Source organism: Rothia sp. ZJ932, from assembly GCF_016924835.1.
Classification (GTDB): Bacteria; Actinomycetota; Actinomycetes; order Actinomycetales; family Micrococcaceae; genus Rothia.
Genome location: NZ_CP070480.1, coordinates 704,733 through 721,448, shown reverse-complemented (window position 1 = coordinate 721,448; position 16,716 = coordinate 704,733). Strand labels below are relative to the sequence as shown.

Annotated in this window: 17 protein-coding genes; 8 read left to right on the top strand and 9 right to left on the bottom strand. The window is 54.5% G+C overall.

The annotated features are described in order from the left end of the window. Positions 1-38: 38 nt before the first annotated feature. A complete protein-coding gene (ychF, locus tag JR346_RS03325) occupies positions 39-1,124 on the bottom strand; it encodes a redox-regulated ATPase YchF (RefSeq protein WP_204877109.1) in 1,086 nt (361 codons plus the stop codon). Between the two features lie 240 nt (positions 1,125-1,364). Here ychF and JR346_RS03320 point away from each other — a divergent pair, with 240 nt between their 5' ends. From JR346_RS03320 to JR346_RS03305, 4 genes are read left to right on the top strand one after another with little or no spacing between them, the layout of a single operon-like run. Then, on the top strand, positions 1,365-2,264 hold the full coding sequence (locus JR346_RS03320) for an ABC transporter ATP-binding protein (protein WP_240334003.1): 900 nt from the start codon (positions 1,365-1,367) through the stop codon (positions 2,262-2,264). 25 nt (positions 2,265-2,289) lie between these two features. Then, positions 2,290-3,054 (top strand): ABC transporter permease, encoded by a 765-nt coding sequence (locus JR346_RS03315; protein ID WP_204877111.1) that lies wholly within the window; start codon positions 2,290-2,292, stop codon positions 3,052-3,054. 33 nt (positions 3,055-3,087) lie between these two features. Beyond that, positions 3,088-4,212, top strand: a complete 1,125-nt coding sequence (locus JR346_RS03310) for a sensor histidine kinase (protein ID WP_204877112.1) — start codon at positions 3,088-3,090, stop codon at positions 4,210-4,212. Beyond that, positions 4,209-4,814 carry a response regulator transcription factor gene (locus JR346_RS03305; protein WP_205483190.1) on the top strand — a complete coding sequence of 202 codons (606 nt, stop codon included), beginning with the start codon at positions 4,209-4,211 and terminating at the stop codon, positions 4,812-4,814. Before JR346_RS03310 ends, JR346_RS03305 begins: the two co-directional genes overlap by 4 nt. 39 nt (positions 4,815-4,853) lie before the next feature. On the opposite strand, the gene JR346_RS03300 is transcribed toward JR346_RS03305, so the two are convergent. Further along, positions 4,854-5,237 (bottom strand): multidrug efflux SMR transporter, encoded by a 384-nt coding sequence (locus tag JR346_RS03300; RefSeq protein WP_205483189.1) that lies wholly within the window; start codon positions 5,235-5,237, stop codon positions 4,854-4,856. A gap of 199 nt (positions 5,238-5,436) precedes the next feature. On the opposite strand from JR346_RS03300, the gene JR346_RS03295 reads away from it, so the two are divergent. Beyond that, a complete protein-coding gene (locus JR346_RS03295; RefSeq protein WP_205483187.1) occupies positions 5,437-6,750 on the top strand; it encodes an amino acid permease in 1,314 nt (437 codons plus the stop codon). Positions 6,751-6,862: 112 nt separating this feature from the next. Here JR346_RS03295 and JR346_RS03290 read toward each other — a convergent pair whose 3' ends face one another. Continuing rightward, positions 6,863-7,954, bottom strand: coding sequence for a 4-hydroxy-3-methylbut-2-enyl diphosphate reductase (locus JR346_RS03290; protein WP_205483185.1), 1,092 nt, complete (start codon positions 7,952-7,954; stop codon positions 6,863-6,865). A gap of 27 nt (positions 7,955-7,981) precedes the next feature. Next, a complete protein-coding gene (locus JR346_RS03285; RefSeq protein WP_205483183.1) occupies positions 7,982-9,439 on the bottom strand; it encodes a hypothetical protein in 1,458 nt (485 codons plus the stop codon). Between the two features lie 126 nt (positions 9,440-9,565). On the opposite strand from JR346_RS03285, the gene xseA reads away from it, so the two are divergent. Continuing rightward, positions 9,566-10,855 carry an exodeoxyribonuclease VII large subunit gene (xseA, locus tag JR346_RS03280; RefSeq protein ID WP_205483181.1) on the top strand — a complete coding sequence of 430 codons (1,290 nt, stop codon included), beginning with the start codon at positions 9,566-9,568 and terminating at the stop codon, positions 10,853-10,855. A gap of 57 nt (positions 10,856-10,912) precedes the next feature. Continuing rightward, positions 10,913-11,164 (top strand): exodeoxyribonuclease VII small subunit, encoded by a 252-nt coding sequence (locus JR346_RS03275; RefSeq protein ID WP_204877119.1) that lies wholly within the window; start codon positions 10,913-10,915, stop codon positions 11,162-11,164. Between the two features lie 105 nt (positions 11,165-11,269). Here JR346_RS03275 and JR346_RS03270 read toward each other — a convergent pair whose 3' ends face one another. Genes JR346_RS03270 through JR346_RS03260 form a run of 3 tightly spaced genes read right to left on the bottom strand, consistent with a single transcriptional unit; the run spans position 11,270 to position 14,115 of the window. Next, complete coding sequence (locus tag JR346_RS03270; RefSeq protein ID WP_204877120.1) at positions 11,270-12,490, bottom strand: pyridoxal phosphate-dependent aminotransferase; 1,221 nt, start codon at positions 12,488-12,490, stop codon at positions 11,270-11,272. Between the two features lie 10 nt (positions 12,491-12,500). Further along, positions 12,501-13,640 (bottom strand): ABC transporter substrate-binding protein, encoded by a 1,140-nt coding sequence (locus JR346_RS03265; RefSeq protein WP_205483179.1) that lies wholly within the window; start codon positions 13,638-13,640, stop codon positions 12,501-12,503. A 7-nt stretch (positions 13,641-13,647) separates the two neighbouring features. Next, positions 13,648-14,115, bottom strand: a complete 468-nt coding sequence (locus JR346_RS03260) for an NUDIX hydrolase (protein WP_205483177.1) — start codon at positions 14,113-14,115, stop codon at positions 13,648-13,650. A 93-nt stretch (positions 14,116-14,208) separates the two neighbouring features. Here JR346_RS03260 and JR346_RS03255 point away from each other — a divergent pair, with 93 nt between their 5' ends. After that, on the top strand, positions 14,209-15,213 hold the full coding sequence (locus tag JR346_RS03255) for a mechanosensitive ion channel family protein (RefSeq protein ID WP_239478688.1): 1,005 nt from the start codon (positions 14,209-14,211) through the stop codon (positions 15,211-15,213). Positions 15,214-15,219: 6 nt separating this feature from the next. On the opposite strand, the gene JR346_RS03250 is transcribed toward JR346_RS03255, so the two are convergent. Both JR346_RS03250 and JR346_RS03245 read right to left on the bottom strand, forming a co-directional pair. After that, positions 15,220-16,173 (bottom strand): LysR substrate-binding domain-containing protein, encoded by a 954-nt coding sequence (locus tag JR346_RS03250; protein WP_205483175.1) that lies wholly within the window; start codon positions 16,171-16,173, stop codon positions 15,220-15,222. Continuing rightward, on the bottom strand, positions 16,166-16,687 hold the full coding sequence (locus JR346_RS03245; protein WP_205483173.1) for a DedA family protein: 522 nt from the start codon (positions 16,685-16,687) through the stop codon (positions 16,166-16,168). Before JR346_RS03245 ends, JR346_RS03250 begins: the two co-directional genes overlap by 8 nt. Between the last annotated feature and the right edge of the window lie 29 nt (positions 16,688-16,716).

The following is a 16,716-nucleotide window of genomic DNA, read 5'->3' as shown; positions in this document are numbered from 1 at the left end:
GGCAGTAGCCGACCGCCTAAACTTCAGACCGTTGCGGGTTAGACGTTGAAGCGGAACTCCACCACGTCGCCATCAGCCATGATGTAGTCCTTACCTTCAATGCGAACCTTGCCCTTAGCCTTTGCCTCAGCCATAGAACCGGCAGCGTCCAGATCAGCGAAAGAAACAACCTCAGCCTTAATGAAGCCGCGCTCAAAGTCAGTGTGAATCACACCGGCAGCCTGAGGCGCGGTGTCGCCCTTAGCGATAGTCCAAGCGCGGGTTTCCTTAGGACCAGCGGTCAGGTAGGTCTGCAAACCAAGAGTTGAGAAACCAACGCGAGCCAGCTGATCCAAACCGGATTCGTCCTGACCGTTCATTTCCAGCATCTCGCGAGCCTCCTCATCAGAAAGCTCCACCATGTCAGCCTCCAACTTCGCGTCCAAGAAAACAGCCTCAGCCGGGGCAACCATATCGCGCAGCTCCTGCTGCTTCTCCTCAGAAGCCAGCACGCCCTCGTCCGAGTTGAAAACATAGATGAAAGGCTTGGTAGTCAGCAGGTTCAGCTCACGCAACAGAGCAAAGTCGAGCTTAGCCTCGTCCTGCTTGGAAGTCAGGGTATCGCCCCCTTCCAAGATCTTCTGAGCCTTCTGGTACTCCTCAAGCTGAGCAGGGTCGCCCTTCTTAATCTTCACAGCCTTCTCAAGACGCGGAATAGCGTTCTCAAGAGTCTGCAAATCAGCCAGTACCAGCTCAGTGTTAATGGTTTCCATATCTGAGGCAGGGTCAACCTTGCCGTCCACGTGAATCACATCGGGGTCATCAAAAGCACGCACCACCTGCGCGATAGCGTGCGCCTCGCGGATATTTGCCAAGAACTGGTTACCCAAGCCTTCGCCCTCTGATGCACCGCGAACGATACCCGCAATATCAACGAAGGAGACGGTAGCCGGCAGAATACGCTCCGACCCAAAAATCTCAGCCAAACGAGCCAGACGCTCATCGGGCAGACTCACCACACCGATGTTCGGTTCGATGGTTGCGAAGGGGTAGTTCGCTGCCAGAATGTTGTTTTTGGTCAGTGCGTTAAAGAGGGTGGACTTGCCAACGTTGGGCAGACCGACAATACCAATAGTGAGAGCCACGGAAAAATAACCTTTGTTTTAGGGTGTTCTTAGCACCTAGTTTACTAGGCGGGACGCGCGGCACGCTTCTTTCAGCCGCCACCGCACAGGTGAGTTTGCTTGTACTTTGGCAGTAACCAGCTCGTGCGACCGGTGGAACCTATGACAATTGTCAGGGGCAAGTCATGACTTTTGACATTCTTAGCCCCTGCCAGTAGCCGGCAGACTAGAACCATGAACACAGTAACCAGGTACGCAGCGGTGAGCACCTCTCACCTGTCCCAGAGCTTTCACAGCCGTAGCGGCACAGTCGATGCCGTCAGAGATGTCAGCTTTAGTATTGCCCCCGGCGAGATTGTTGCCCTGCTCGGAGAAAACGGTGCGGGCAAATCTACTCTCATTGACATGCTACTGGGGCTAGCCTCCCCTGCTTCCGGATCAGTGACCGTTTTCGGTACTGCCCCGCGTGCCGCCATCCAGAACTCGCAGGTGACGGCAGTCTTGCAATCGGGTGGGTTGCTCAAAGACCTCTCGGTCAAAGACCAGGTTGCGATGGTCGCCGCCACTTACCCCCACGCACCCGATGTACAAGCGGTGTTAGAAACAGCCGGTATCGCAGATATCGCCCGCCGAAAAATCGGCAAGTGCTCAGGCGGCCAGCAACAGAAAATTCGTTTTGCTCTTGCGCTTCTGGGCAACCCAGACCTACTGATCTTAGATGAGCCAACCACCGGTATGGACGTCAATGCCCGCGCGTCCTTTTGGTCTTCTATGCGAGCGCAGGCCGCAACCGGTAAGACCATCATTTTTGCAACCCACTATTTAGAAGAGGCTGAAGATTTTGCAGACAGGGCTCTTGTGCTCGCAGATGGTCAGCTCGTTGCCGATGGAAGGTTAGAGGATCTGCGGGCACGGGCGGGTTTTCGTGAGGTTTCTTTTAATCTGGACGACACCGCTCCCCTGGAACTGACCCAGCAGCACACTCATGATTGGGGTATTTCTCACCTGAGATGCGCTGATGGGCGGTACACTCTGCGTTGCGCTCTCGTTGAAGAATTTCTTACCTACCTACTGCCCCGGCAATCTATCAGCAATCTTGAGGTGATTCAGCCCAGCTTGGCTGATGTTTTCACCAAGCTGACAGGCAACCCTTCTAAGTAACCTCCCCCTCCTGAAAGTTTTTCCCATGTGCCTTCTTCGTTTCATCGGCTTTGATCTCAAACAGTCGCTCTTCAATATTTCTGGCGTTTTCTATCTCATCATCATGCCGGTAGGTTTCTACCTGCTCTTTGGTGGTATGCAGACCTACGGTGAGTATGCTTTTCGTGAGGGTAACGCCGCAGCTTATGTGATGATTGGTATGGCTGTTTACGGTGCTGTTTCGGGCGCTGTCTCTGCTTCTGCATCATCGGTAGTTGAGATTGAGTCGGGCTGGGGCAGGCAGCTTGCGCTAACGCCCCTAACCAGCAAGCAAGTGTTGCTCGCTCAGGTGGCTCGGGCTCTAGTTACAACTGCACTTCCAGTGCTGTGTGTAAACATCATTGCACGATTCACCAAGGCAGAGATACCGCTTGAACAGCAGATACTGTGCGCGCTAGTAACCTTCTTAGCGTCCTCTATCTTTGTGTTCTACGGGGTCGCTTTTGCCCGTATCTTCAAAAATCCCAGTGCCATTTCGGTGGCAGCAGGCTTGCTCGTGTTCTTTAGCTTTTTCGGCACGACCTTCAGCCCGCTTTCCCCCAGCCTCCTAGAATTTGCCCGTTTTACGCCCCTCTACGGCGTCACTCAGTTATCGCGCTACTTCTTCACAGGTGGCGATACCGTGACCACGGATGCAGTCAATTGGTTTGTTACAGAACCGCTGGAATACGCCGTCCTCAATTTCCTCTGCTGGAGTGTTGTCTTTGTTCTTAGCGCCTGGTTGTTGCGTCACCGTGCCCGCAGCCGCTAAGGCTAGGCTAGATATCGATAGGAGAATAAAACAGTGAATTTCTCAGCGCTCAAAGAATTCGATAAGGTAGCCACAGGTTTCTCGGGAATCTGGCTGGTGTTTCAGGTCTACCCTATCCTTTACCTGATGCAGAACGATTCTTTCAGCCCCCTATCTAAGGGGCTAGGACTCCTTTGTTTCCTAATCTTTTCTTTGACCTATCTTCTGTCTTTCGGCGCCTACCGTCTTCTGACAGCACCCAACCCGGTCAAGAAAACCCTCTACTGGAGCCTGCTTCTGCTTCTTCCCTTAGGAGGTCTGACCTTCTTTCTAGGGCCCTGGGTTCTCTACGGTACAACCTACTTTGTGGCTCTATGGTGCTTTCATGAACCCCAGCTACTGGGTATTCGCGTTGGAATTTCTATCACCGTCCTCTCTTTCATCACTCTCTTGGTATTCTTCCCACAGATATTTGAAGCAGGCGGCTTTGGTTTTATTGCCGGCTCCGGGTTTGTGGTGTTCATGGCGATACTCAGCTACTTGTCAGACCAGCATCAGCGCAAAGAAGAGGAACTTGCCCAAGCGCAACAGGCTGAGAGCATCGCCCGCGACGTCCACGATATTCTCGGGCACACGCTGACAGTCATCAGCCTCAAAGCCGAGTTGGCATCGGCGCTCGCTGAAACCCAGCCAGAGAAAGCAAGCCAGGAAATGCGGCAGGTCGCTGAGCTGTCGCGCACCGCGCTGGCAGAGGTCCGAGCAACCGTCACCCGACTCAAACGCCCCGACTTCGCCGGCGAGATCGAAGCAGCATACCGGGCACTCGAAACAGCCCAAATCACCGCCCACCTCCCTCAACCAGCGGACGCCACAAAGGCAGGAAACAATGCTGCCCTCTTTAGCTGGGTTTTACGAGAAGCGATTACGAACATCGTCCGGCACTCATCGGCACAGAACTGCTGGGTTAATCTCACTGCCGAACGCCTTGAAATAATAGATGACGGTGCAACCGGTGAATTTGTGATGGGCGAGGGACTTACCGGGCTCAAAAATCGGGTGACTGAAGCAGGCGGCGACCTCATTCTCACCCACCACCCGAACACCAGCCTGCTGGTGACAATGAACGGGCAAGATACCCCAGATATTCCGTCAGCGCCCACCACAGAAAGCAAGCCATGATTAAAATTCTGATAGCCGATGACCAGCAGCTAATCCGTGAAGCTCTGGGTACGCTGCTCTCCTTACAACCAGATATTGAGCTTGTAGGAACCTGCGGACGCGGCGATGAAGTGCTGAATCTTGTGCAGGAAACTCAGCCGGACGTCATCCTCCTCGATATAGAAATGCCGGGAATGACCGGCATTGAGGTCGCCGCGCAACTTACTGAACGCAAGGTAGCTACCCGCTCCCTCATAGTGACGACTTTCGGTAGACCGGGTTATCTCTCCCGCGCACTAGAAGCCGGTGCTTCAGGCTTCATTGTCAAAGACACTCCCGCCGCCCAGCTAGCTGAGACCATTCGTAAGGTTTATGCAGGGTTGAGAGTAGTTGATCCTGCGCTGGTTGCCGAAAGTTTCTCGGTAGGAGCTTGCCCACTCACCGACCGTGAGAGCGATGTACTGATAGCAGCTCAGGACGGTGCATCTGTGGCGAGCATTGCCCGGCAGCTACATCTCAGCCAAGGAACGGTACGCAACCATCTCTCGAACGCCATCGCAAAGGTGGGCGCAGAAAACCGTTTCGATGCCGCGCGCAAGGCAGAAGCAAACGGCTGGTTGTAGGTAGCGCCCCGTGACAAGTTACCCCAGCCAGCCTTTTGATTAGTGGGTTGGTGGTGGGGTGCCAACGGTTTCCAGGATGCCTGTCGCAGGGCCAGCAGCTTGGTGGGTGCTACCGCCCACGTTGAGTATGACAACCCCGGCGATAATCAGCGACACGCCCACAACTTTCACCACCGTGACCGGCTCACCCAAGAAAACAGCACCAATAGCCACAATCGCGGCGGTGCCCAGCCCACTCCACATCGCATAGGCGACACCCACCGGAATGTCTTTCACAACGTTCGCCAGAGCGAAAAAAGAAAACCCGTAGAGGGCTAGACATCCCAGCGTGGGTAGAAGTCGAGTGAACCCCTCCGTCGTTTTTAGTAGCGAGGTCGCCAACAACTCAGCAGCAATTGCCAGTATCAAAAATAGATAGGGCACAGCGTTATCCTCCCAGCTCACATAGCAATTTCACTCGTACTGTACCCATTATCGTCATCTTTACTCTTAGTCTGAACTCCAACATCATAAGACACACTTAGCAGTGTTTGGGCTTACATTCATTCTGCGCTAGTCTCAGAGATAGTGAGCTGGGGAAGATCCCCCACTATACACCCACTATTAAATAAAAAGGACTCTGATGAGCTCATCACAAACACCCCACGAGTATTCAGATACCTCAACCGCAGCCATTGAGATGAACCCGAATGCTCCCGCTAAACCCAAGTGGAACGCAAGCGACAGTACCTGGACTATTAGCCTCTTCGGTACCGCTATTGGCGCAGGCATCCTATTTCTGCCCATCAACGCTGGCTCCGGTGGCGTCTGGCCGCTCCTTTTGGCAACCATCGTTATTTGGCCCATGATTTACTTCTCGCACCGTGCGCTCTCTCGCATGGTGTGCGCCTCGCAGAACCCAGATAGCGACATCACCAACCTCACCGAGCAGTACTTTGGCGTCAGCATTGGACGTATTTTCACAGTTCTGTACTTCTGCTCCATTTTTCCCGTTCTTCTGATTTACGGCGTAGGTATCACCAACACCGTTAATTCAGTCATGGTGAACCAGCTGGGCATGGCCCCCTGGCCCCGCTGGTTGCTCTCGGGCATCCTGGTTGCAGTTCTCACCGGCGTCATGCTGATGAACCAGAAAATCATGCTGACCATCACCAACGCCCTGGTCTACCCGCTGATTCTGATTCTGCTGGCTGTTTCTGTTTACCTGATTCCGCGCTGGTCTTTTGACAGCTTCTCGCAGGCTCCCAGTCTCGGCGACTTCACGCTGACCTTCTGGCTGATGCTCCCCGTATTGGTTTTTAGCTTCTACCATGCACCGGCTATTTCGCAGTTCTCCGTGTCAATGCGCGAACGCTACGGTCTGCAATCAGCAGCAAAAGCAAGCCAGATCCTGCGAGCGACCTCTACCATTCTCGTAGTATTCACTATGATTTTCGTGTGGTCCTGCGTTTTGGCGCTGGGCAGCGAGGGCGTGCAAGAAGCTCGCGAGTCGAACCTTCCAATTCTTTCTTTCTTGGCTAATGAGTTGGACGCTCCCTTCATCGAAATTCTGGGACCGATTGTTGCGATTACCGCGATTTCATCGTCCTATTTCGGTCACTGGCTGGGCGCACACGAGGGTGCCATGGGCATCATTCGTTCCAACTTCAAGACCGAAGAAAAGGGTATTTCTAAGAACAAGGTCAGTCTCGCTGTTTCGGTGGTGCTGTTCTTCTGCGTGTGGATTGCAGCGATTCTCAACCCCAGCATCTTAGGTCTGATCGAGACCCTGGTGGGCCCCATCATGGCTGTGGTGCTGTTCTTGATGCCGATGTACGCTATTCACAAAGTTGAGGTTCTTGCCCCCTACCGTGGCAAGCTCACCAATGTCTTTGTGGTAATCGCTGGTCTGGCTGCTTTCAGCGCTATTGTGTACAAGCTCGGTGACCTGTTCTAAACCGCAGATACTGAATGCACGCCGTTTGTAGATAAGACCAACCGCATATAAAACTGCCACCCTCTAAGTCATAGAGGGCGGCAGTTTTATAGGTGTAACTGGTAAGCGAGCTTTAGCGCATGGGCTTCGCACCGCGTCCACCTAAGTGGTTTTCGGCAGTACCCTTGAGCGCTGAGCGCAGTTCTTTGGGTAGGGAGAAGAGGATGTCCTCGGTAGCGGTCTCTACCGGTTCTACATCAGAATAACCGTAGTCTGAGAGCAAGTTCAGCACATCTTGCACCAGCACCTCGGGCACGGACGCGCCAGAGGTTACACCAACAGTGGCAACCCCCTCAAACCAGGCTTCATCAACTTCGTGAGCGAAGTCCACCAAGTATGCCTGCTTGGCACCGTATTCAAGGGCAACTTCTTTTAGACGCACCGAGTTCGAGGAGTTAGTGGAACCCACTACAATTACCAAATCAGCTTGGGGAGCGATCTCCTTGATAGCGCCCTGGCGGTTAGAGGTCGCATAGCAAATATCATCGGACGGCGGGTTCTGCAGCGACGGGAACTTCTCCTTCAACCGCCCCACGGTCTCTAAGGTTTCGTCCACCGAGAGAGTGGTCTGCGAAAGCCACACCACCTTTTCAGGATCGCGTACAGTTACCTGCTCTACCTCATCAGGGGAGTTCACAATCTGAATATGTTCAGGTGCCTCGCCCGCGGTGCCCTCAACTTCTTCGTGACCGGTATGACCAATCAACAAAATGTCGTAGTCCTGCTTGGCAAAGCGCACAGCCTCACGGTGAACCTTATTCACCAGCGGGCAGGTGGCATCAATCGTGTTCAGCTGACGTTCCTCAGCGGCGTTCACCACAGCGGGTGATACACCGTGAGCAGAGAAAACGGTGACAGAACCCTCAGGAACTTCCTCCACCTCGTCCACGAAAATAGCGCCCTGCGCTTCAAGGGTTTCTACCACGTGACGGTTATGCACAATCTGCTTGCGCACGTATACGGGGGCACCATAATGCTCCAGAGCCTTTTCAACAGCGATGACAGCGCGGTCGACGCCAGCGCAGTAGCCGCGAGGGGCTGCCAACAGAACTTTTTTGGCTCCGTTCACAGGCGCAGCGGCTTCAACATCTTCGCGGGTACGGCGGACTTTGGGAACGCGGGGCAGTCCCAGGGAAATCGAGGTGTTTTCTACAGGTGCAGACATAATCTCCATTCTAAAGGTTCTTGACGCCTATGCGGTACGCCTTGTGATGCCCCTGACGGCAGTTACTACCACAGCTAGCACCAGCAGACCCGCCGAGACCAGAGCAACAGTACCGGCTAGGGAATTGTTGAAAGACGCCAAGGAGTAGGTGAACGTTGAAATCAGCTGCTGCACGAAGGTCTGACCGGTGCTGGTGGGAATATTGAAAGCGTCAGTGCCGAAAGCAGAACTGTGTGCAAGTGCTCCCCCTAGCGTCAGCATGCCAGCACCCAAGAAACCAACTATTGCGGCAAATAGCAGTCGGCGGCCGGGCCACAGAGCGAACATAAACGCGCCCACGGCAATGGTCAGCGCAGTAAGAATCTGCCAGCTATCAGCAAAATTCATGAGACTTTGCACGAAACCATTGATGGGGTACCCGCCCTCAGCACCATCGAGCAAGATGAGGCGCTGATCCGCGTCCGCATTGAGGTCAAACCCCAGCGGTTTGCCCACAAACGCATCCAGCTGATCGTAGAAGTAGTTGAGGTCTATAGCAGCGGCTTTGCGTTCACCGTTGAACAGGTAAGCATGGGTATCAGCCATAACGGTCTCCCATACTTTCGGGTAAGAATCGTGGTTCACCATCGCTTGGGCAGAATCGTGTACAACGGTATTGACTTGATTGTGCAACCAGTTTTGAGCGCCCCCGTACCAGGCAGTTGAATTGCCGTCTCCCAAGATTGCTGTGGCACTGGATGAGTTCATGAAGTCATCAGCAGCAGCGCGGGCAAGATTGCCTTGGAATTCGGTGTCGTATGCCATCGACGCGCTTAGCGCCTTAAAGCTCGCGGGGTTAATGATGGTGCTTTGAACCCAGTAGGCAAGGGCACTTGCAGATCCCAAGGCTAAGAATACGGGCACGAGCAAAACGCACAGTAGTCTACGCAGGGCTGAAAAGCGAGGTTTACGGGCGGGTACGCGCACCGGTGATACCTGAGGCTGCGCATAAGTGGGCGGCGAATATGCCGGTGAGGCGTACCCCGATACTGCCGGCTGGGTGGGTGGTGCGTAGACAGGTACTTTCTGCGGTGCCCTGTATGCTGCCGTAGGCTGAGCTGATGGCTGGCTGGCTATTTGGTAGCTAACTGGCAGCGGGGGTGCCTGAACGCTGGGGTTACCCCAGTTACCATCGCCGTAGGCTTCAAGGTTTTCAAGTTTGCTGACTTTAGGACGCGCGGGAGAAGTCTGAGGCTCTACTACCCGATGCGCCGCTAACGGTTGGGTGCTCTCGGCGGTAAAAGGCACTGTTTCTTCAGCAGAAAAGGCTACCTGTTCCGCACTTGTCTTCTCAGATGCACGAACATCAGGTGCATCTCGGCGTACCGGCATGGGCAGGGTCGCGTCGGTATTTGCTGCCTGCGCCTCTGTAGTGAAATGCGAGTAATCACCAGGTGGAAGCACCTGTGTCGCTTCAAGAGGGGGGTGTTTTTTCTGCTGTGCCATGCCACCTAATCTACTGGTAGTTACTGAAAACTTGCTAGATGCTCTGCAACACATCACTTTTTATTTTTTGTACGTTTAGTTTTGTGAGCAGGCTAAAATGTCAGTCTGACTGGTTAGGCTATAGGTATGACTTCTTCTTTTGAACCATCACCATATCAGGTGCAGGTGCCTAACGCTCACCGGCAGTTAGCTCCCACTGCTGGGTCTACGTCGCCGGAGAATCCTTGGCCCCTCAAATTGCTTTCGACAAAACTTCACGAGCACGTGGCGAAAGCATCTCCTACCTGGGTTGAGGGCCAGATTATTGAGCTGAACAAGCGCGCCCGCGTCACCTACCTGACCTTGCGCGATATAGATGAGGAGATATCAGTCTCGGTTACTCTCTTCGATCAAGAAACCGCGAAAATTCAGGGTACATTAGAACGCGGTCAGCGCGTCATCATTCAACTCAAACCTGATTACTGGGTGAAAACAGGCAGGCTTTCCATGCACGGCCGCAATTTGCGGACGGTGGGCACCGGTTCAATGCTGGAACGCATTGAAAAGCTCAAGCAGTCTTTAGCTGCCGAGGGGCTTTTTGACCAGCGGCACAAAAAACCTCTGCCACTATTGCCGCATCGTATCGGTCTTATTACCGGTTGTGATTCTGATGCGATGAAAGACGTTATTCGTAACGCTTCTCTGCGTTGGCCAGCAGTTGCTTTCGAGGTCAGAGAGGTAGCGGTTCAGGGAGTTCACGCGCTGAGAGAGGTGACCCAGGCTCTCAGCGAACTCGATGCGCACCCAGAGGTTGATGTTATCGTTATTGCTCGCGGCGGCGGTTCTCTAGAAGATTTACTGCCTTTTAGCGAAGAGGCAATGGTTCGTGCCCTTTTTGTTGCTCGCACCCCTGTGGTGTCAGCTATCGGGCACGAGGCTGATAGCCCCCTCATTGACCATGTAGCCGATGTGCGCGCGTCCACCCCCACCGATGCAGGCAAGCGGGTGGTACCCGATGTTGCAGAAGAAAAAGCGCGTATCACCCAGGCGCGTGCCTTTGTTGAACGTTCAGTTCAGAATTTTATCGGCAATGAACGTGCCAGTATTGCCCAGGTTAAATCCCGCCCGGTTCTGTTGGCTCCTCGCACCAGTTTGTTGGCGTGTGAAGAAGACCTGGAACGTCTACGCTCGCGCGCTCTGACAGCGGCACGTTCTTCAGTGGTACGCCACCATGAAAATATTCGCCAGTTGCGAGCGCGTGTCACGGCTCTCTCGCCCCAGCGCACTTTGGAGCGAGGTTATGCCGTGGTGCAAACCGTTTCGGGTGAGTTGGTGCGAGACGCGCGGAATCTGCCTGAGGGTACCGAGGTAATGGTGCGGGCAGCTCAGGGTTTAGCGAAGGCAACTGTTACTGAGACCTTTGAATCGAATATTTAGGTACAGGGGTCGCTGTCCCTGACTGAGTAAAACTAAATGGCTATGAAAGGCATAATAATGAGCGAAAATATTACTTTTAATGATTCAACCGGCGGTGCTCCGGTAGAGCAGCTGTCATACGAGCAGGCGCGTGCAGAACTCATGCAGGTGGTGCAGCGTATGGAATCTGGGGCGTCTTCGTTGGAGGATTCTATCGCTCTCTGGGAACGCGGTGAGGCACTGGCGGCTCGTTGTGAAGCATGGCTAGATGGTGCTCAGGCGCGGTTGCAGGCAGCTCAGAATAATCAGCAAGAGCACAACAACTCCTAGCACCGCTCGCAGCAGCGTCGTCTAAAAATCTGTTATAAAAATCCCACGCTGTACATACACTAGCGTGGGATTTTTATATGGGTTAAGCAGGCACCGGCGCGCGGGCTAGTTTTGCTTGTACTCAGCCAAGAAGTTTCCGAGACGTTCAAGGGCTGAGTGCAGGGTCTGAGTATCGGGCAAGAAGACCAGTCTGAAATGATCTGGCTGATCCCAGTTGAAAGCTGTGCCTGTGCTGATGAGAATTTTTTGTTCGTGCAACAAGTCTAGAGCGAACTGTTCATCTGAGGTGATGTTGAAGTGATCAACGTCGAGCTTGGGGAACAGGTAGAGCGCGCCCTCTGCTTGGTTAACGGTGATGCCTTCCATGTCACTGAGCATTTTGTAGGCTAGATCGCGCTGTTCAATCAGGCGTCCACCGGGCAAAATCAGTTCATTAATCGACTGGTAGCCACCCAAAGCAGTCTGAATGGCGTGCTGACCGGGCACGTTGGCGCACAGGCGCATGGATGCGAGCAGCTGAATACCTTCAAGATAGTCGGTTGCCTGCCACTTGGGGCCGGTGATAGCAACCCAGCCCGCACGGTAACCACACACGCGGTAGGCTTTGGAAAGCCCCGAGAAAGTCAGGCACAGCACGTCATCACCGCAGATGGATGCGGTATGAATCATCTGCGCGTCCTCGTAGGTAATTTTTTCGTAGATTTCATCGGCGAATACCACTAGCCCGTGCTCACGCGCCAGCTCAACGATGCTTTCTAGAATTTCCTTCGAGTAGACCGCACCGGTGGGGTTATTCGGGTTGATAATGACGATGCCCTTGGTGCGGGAGGTAATTTTCGAGGCGATATCCTCGATATCTGGGAACCAACCGTTTTCTTCGTCGCAACGGTAGTGGACGGGTTTACCACCGGCTAGAGCGGTTGAGGCTGTCCACAGCGGGTAATCCGGCATCGGCACCAGAATCTCATCCCCTGTATCGAGCAGAGCCTGCAAGGTCATGGGGATCAGCTCTGATACCCCGTTGCCCAGGTAGACATCGTTGGGCTCCATGGTGAGGATACCTTTGGTCTGGTAGTACTGCACGATGGCGGTGCGGGCTGTATACAGGCCACGAGAATCTGAGTACCCCTGGGTTTCGGGTAGGTGCTGAATGATGTCCATCATGATGGCATCGGGCGCTTCAAAGCCGAAGGGGGCTGGGTTACCGATATTGAGTTTGAGAATACGATGCCCGCGTGACTCCATATGTTCTGCTTCTTCGAGCAGGGGACCGCGAATATCGTAAAGAACGTTCTGTAGCTTCTTGGACTGCTTGTAAACTGCCATGCGATATAGATTACTCCGTCAGGCTGTCAAACCAGAACATTGCCGCCTCTTGGTGCGTAATAGAGTTCTCACCGGTGGTAAGTCTGCCGAGCCTGACGAGATCCTGGGTGGTGAGTCTGCCAGATACAGTGTTGATGGCGTCCCGAGCGCCCTGGGGCACTTCGTCAGTGCGTATCATTGGCACAATTTGCTGGGCAATAAAATTGTTGGCGTTGTCTTCTAGCACCACAAATGCGTTGTCTTCAATGTCTGGTGAGCTGGTGAAAATATCAGCGATTTGCACTGTATCGTTGGCTAGTTGATCTGATAGCTCGCCCTGGTTATTGACCGCCACAAACTTTTTCGGCTCGCACCCGTAGACCGTCTTAAGCGCGTCCAGCCCGTGACTTCTGTGCTCAAAAGTCGCGGGTGCCCCCAGAGTCAGGTCGGGGCAGTGTTTGGCTATGTCTGCGATGGAGTTGATGCCGTACTTCTCAGCGGTGGCGCGGGTGACCACCAGAGCGTCCTTGTTTTCTGCGGTGGCGGCGTTGAGAAGAGAGGTGTCAAGGGGCAGTGCTTTGTCGAGGGCCGAGATGATGTCGCTGCTAGACATGCCTCGGACGTTCAGGGGCGGCTCAGTAGCAACCGCGCTGGAGCTTGGGCTCGCAGTGGCGCTAGCTGAGGCGCTTGCGGTGGTACTGGGTTCAACCGTGGGTACTCTTGTAGCACGGTCTTTTGCCGCAGCTATATCGGTGGGGCTGAGGGTGCCCTCGGCTGTCAGGTGTAAGAGTAAGTTGCCCGTGTAGTCGGGGGTGATATCAACGGTCTGGGGGTTGTTGGTGGCGGTAGATCGCGCAGAGACTTCGGGGCTTGCCAGTATAGGTGGCGCCGCTACATCTTGGGCTGTGAGAGGACGCGCCTGCATAGCTTCTAAATACTCGGCACGTGTGTTGCCGGTGTCGGTAATTTCGACCGTGTACCCCGCCTCTTTGAGGGCAAAGGCATAGAGGTGAGCGACCATCTTTGTTTCATGGGAAATACCGGCTGAGATAGTGATGGTCCCAAAGGACGTAGCTTCTGGAACAACCGTAATAGCTGGCTTTGTGGGGACGCACGCCGATAAGAGCAAGACCAAAGCTGAACAAGTACCGGCAAGAAACCTACTCTTCACACTGCACCTACCGGCTCAGCTGGCGTTCGCGAAAACGGCGTGCCCAGTCGGTGCTGTTGGCGTACCCCATCATGGTTGCCGCAGCATCAACCAGGTGTACCTTCTGGATCTTGTCAAGATCGGCAATAGGCACCCACCGAGCTTCATCAGATGAACCATCAATTTCGTGCCGCAAAGTGCCGCCCTCAATATGTGCGCGGTAAACGATGCGCAGCGCACAAAAAACGTTCTCCGAACCGGCGTTGGGGTCAAAATAACCCGCGTCCACGCCCAAGAGGTCCTCGGGGGCTGCGTCATAGCCCGTTTCTTCGTAAACCTCACGCACCACGGTGTCGTAGGGCTGCTCGCCGGGGTCCATGCCTCCACCGGGCAGCGTCCAAGCAGGAGAGTTTCTGCGGTCGGCAGGCACCCAGCGGGTCAGAAGAATCTTTCCCTGCTCAATAATGACTGCGTAAGCTGAAGGGCGAGTATCCATAGAAAGCGGCATACTTTCCATAGTAAAGGCTGATCCCTTATAATGCATCCTTATGAAGACTCCTCAGGTGCATCAGTCAGCTAGGCTTGAAGTATGAGTTTTCAAACTATCATTGCGCAGAACGCGCAACCTGTTACTTTCATGGATTCGATTATTGACGATCTGAGCAGTCTCGATTTCTGGCTGGGAAAACCCCTGCGCATCCTGCTCATTATTGTGGTAGCGCTGTTCGTGAGTGCCCTGGTACGCCTGGTCATCAAGCACATCACAGCATCCATTGCTCGCGGTACGCACGCACGCATTATCTCCGGTGGCACCGGGGTGGGACGCTGGATGCAAGACACCGGCATTTCGAATACCCGCCAGGCCCAACGCGCCAAAACGGTAGGTTCAGTCTTACGATCAGTAGCCTCCATTGCCATTTGGGCGATGGCAATCGTCATGATTATCGCAGAACTGGGTTTCAATATCGCCCCCGTTCTCGCCTCAGCCGGCGTCGTCGGTGTTGCTCTTTCCTTCGGCGCACAATCGCTTGTCAAGGATTACCTCACCGGTATTTTCATCGTCGCAGAAGACCAGTTAGGCATTGGCGACTGGGTCGATTTGGGCGAAGCCTCGGGCGAGGTAGAGGCTGTGGGTCTTCGCACCACACAGGTACGCGATATCAATGGCACCCTCTGGCATGTACGAAACGGCGAAATTCTGCGCGTCGGAAACTCATCCCAGGGTTGGGCGCGTACCAACATTGATATGCCTGTTCCCTACGACGCTGATATCGGCAAGGTTAATGAGGTTCTGCTCAGCGCCGCCCAACGAGCTGTAGAATCCAGCGACATCAGCGAACACGTTGTGGGAAAGCCTGAGATCAGAGGCGTTGAAAAGGTCAGCGGAGAATCGATGATCGTTCGAGTGACGGTAAAAACCGCTCCCTCCGAGCAGTGGACGGTTGCGCGCGTCCTGCGTTTAGAGCTCAAGCAAGCCTTGGACGCTGCTGGCTACTGCATTCCCCTACTCAACCAGTCGGTGGTGCGTTCGGCAGATGGCACCCCGCCGACTGCTGTAGCGCCGACTTCCACTGGCACAGGCACCACAGCCTAGTCGTATTTAGCGGCGTTTCTTGCCACCGGGTTTGCCCGTCACCTTCGCCTTCTGGGCGCTGTGCTGGCGGGCATTTCCGTTTTTGCGAGCGTTACGCGCTTTACGGTCTTGCTCCTCACGGCGGGCATTAGCGGCTCGACGCTTACGCTGCGCTTCTTCTTTCTCTTTGCGTTTTTTCTCTAGCGCCTGTTGCTTACTATCGGTTCCGCGGTCTGAAGCGGCAGTGCGCCCGCGGCAAATGCCCACGAAGTCCTGCACCATTGCCTCATCAATATCTTCGCGGAACTCACGCTTCCACACCAAAGCAACAGCGCTAGTTTTGATATCAGGCACCGGGCGGTGGGTGAGATCTTTACGGTGGTACAGACGGGCAATAGAAAGCGGAACAATCAACAGCCCCAAACCGGCAGCCACCAGCTCCACTGCGTCCTTGGTGTGGCGCATCTGCGGAAGTTTTTGAGGGTTGGACGCGCGGTAGGGCTCAGAAGCAGCAGCCCACTCAGGTACAGTCTCGGGTTCCTGCAACAAAAATTCTTCAGCGAGTTCAGCAACCGGAACCTCGTCGAGAATACTGAGAAGGTGGTCCTGCGGCATCACCACCACCTGTTGTTCACGGTAAAGCTCAATGCGGTGGTAGCGGTCTTTATCAGCAGAGACCGGTTCGTGTTCGGGGCGTATCAAGACCATACGGGCGAAGCCATCGAGAGCCGCTAACCCAGCTTTTTCGGCGAGAGGAATTTCAGCCAGCGGGCGCACCTGCCCGTAGCGGTCATGCCAGCGCCCAAACCATTTACCCGGCATCACACCGGGCACGAACCCCACCCGCATGGGGTAGGCGTGCGCGTCAAAAGAGTGCAGGCGTTCAAAAACATCGTGGTCTGCCAGTAGCGGGGCATGTTCTTCTGCTACGAGGGGCAAACGCTCAGCAGCGGTGACGTCTTCTACCGGTATTTCAGTCATGGGTCTTCTCTCTCAACGTTGTAGCGGGCAGGGTGTGCAGCGAATGGGTGTGAAGGTGAGAGGCTCGGCGGTGCTTTCGGCGCACCAGAAGAAAAACAGAGATGAGCGCAGCTACAGCCAGTAGTGCCGCTATCCAGGGACGCTCTAACCACGCCCATACTACTGCCATACCTACGGTGCCGTAGATGCTCCCCCAGATGAGAGTGCCCGCTAGCATTGCCGGGATCCATCGTACGAGCGGCATTTTAGTGAACCCGGTGGTCATAATGACCGCGGTTTGGAGCCCCACGGTAAGAAAACAGGCAGGCACGGCCAGTACTCCCCAGGTGTTCACCAGCTTTTGGGCTCGCTGGTAGGCGGGGTGTTTGAACACTGAGCGGACGCGCTCCCAGCGTTGACCACCGGATGCAGCAAGCCTACCTAAGCTGTAGACAATGCTGGTTCGCACAATACCCACAGCCCAGAAGAAGCTAACGGCTCCCACCAGGCTCAGGTTATCGATCCACTCTTTCATCTGCACCAGTTTACCGGCTAAAGGCTGTA

Bases quoted from the DNA above. Each gene is read 5' to 3' on its own strand.
- JR346_RS03315 (WP_204877111.1), top strand. From the start codon at position 2,290: ATGTGCCTTCTTCGTTTCATCGGCTTTGATCTCAAACAGTCGCTCTTC.
- JR346_RS03305 (WP_205483190.1), top strand. From the start codon at position 4,209: ATGATTAAAATTCTGATAGCCGATGACCAGCAGCTAATCCGTGAAGCT.
- JR346_RS03295 (WP_205483187.1), top strand. From the start codon at position 5,437: ATGAGCTCATCACAAACACCCCACGAGTATTCAGATACCTCAACCGCA.
- JR346_RS03290 (WP_205483185.1), bottom strand. From the start codon at position 7,954: ATGTCTGCACCTGTAGAAAACACCTCGATTTCCCTGGGACTGCCCCGC.
- JR346_RS03285 (WP_205483183.1), bottom strand. From the start codon at position 9,439: ATGGCACAGCAGAAAAAACACCCCCCTCTTGAAGCGACACAGGTGCTT.
- xseA (WP_205483181.1), top strand. From the start codon at position 9,566: ATGACTTCTTCTTTTGAACCATCACCATATCAGGTGCAGGTGCCTAAC.
- JR346_RS03275 (WP_204877119.1), top strand. From the start codon at position 10,913: ATGAGCGAAAATATTACTTTTAATGATTCAACCGGCGGTGCTCCGGTA.
- JR346_RS03270 (WP_204877120.1), bottom strand. From the start codon at position 12,490: ATGGCAGTTTACAAGCAGTCCAAGAAGCTACAGAACGTTCTTTACGAT.
- JR346_RS03260 (WP_205483177.1), bottom strand. From the start codon at position 14,115: ATGGATACTCGCCCTTCAGCTTACGCAGTCATTATTGAGCAGGGAAAG.
- JR346_RS03255 (WP_239478688.1), top strand. From the start codon at position 14,209: ATGAGTTTTCAAACTATCATTGCGCAGAACGCGCAACCTGTTACTTTC.
- JR346_RS03250 (WP_205483175.1), bottom strand. From the start codon at position 16,173: ATGACTGAAATACCGGTAGAAGACGTCACCGCTGCTGAGCGTTTGCCC.
- JR346_RS03245 (WP_205483173.1), bottom strand. From the start codon at position 16,687: ATGAAAGAGTGGATCGATAACCTGAGCCTGGTGGGAGCCGTTAGCTTC.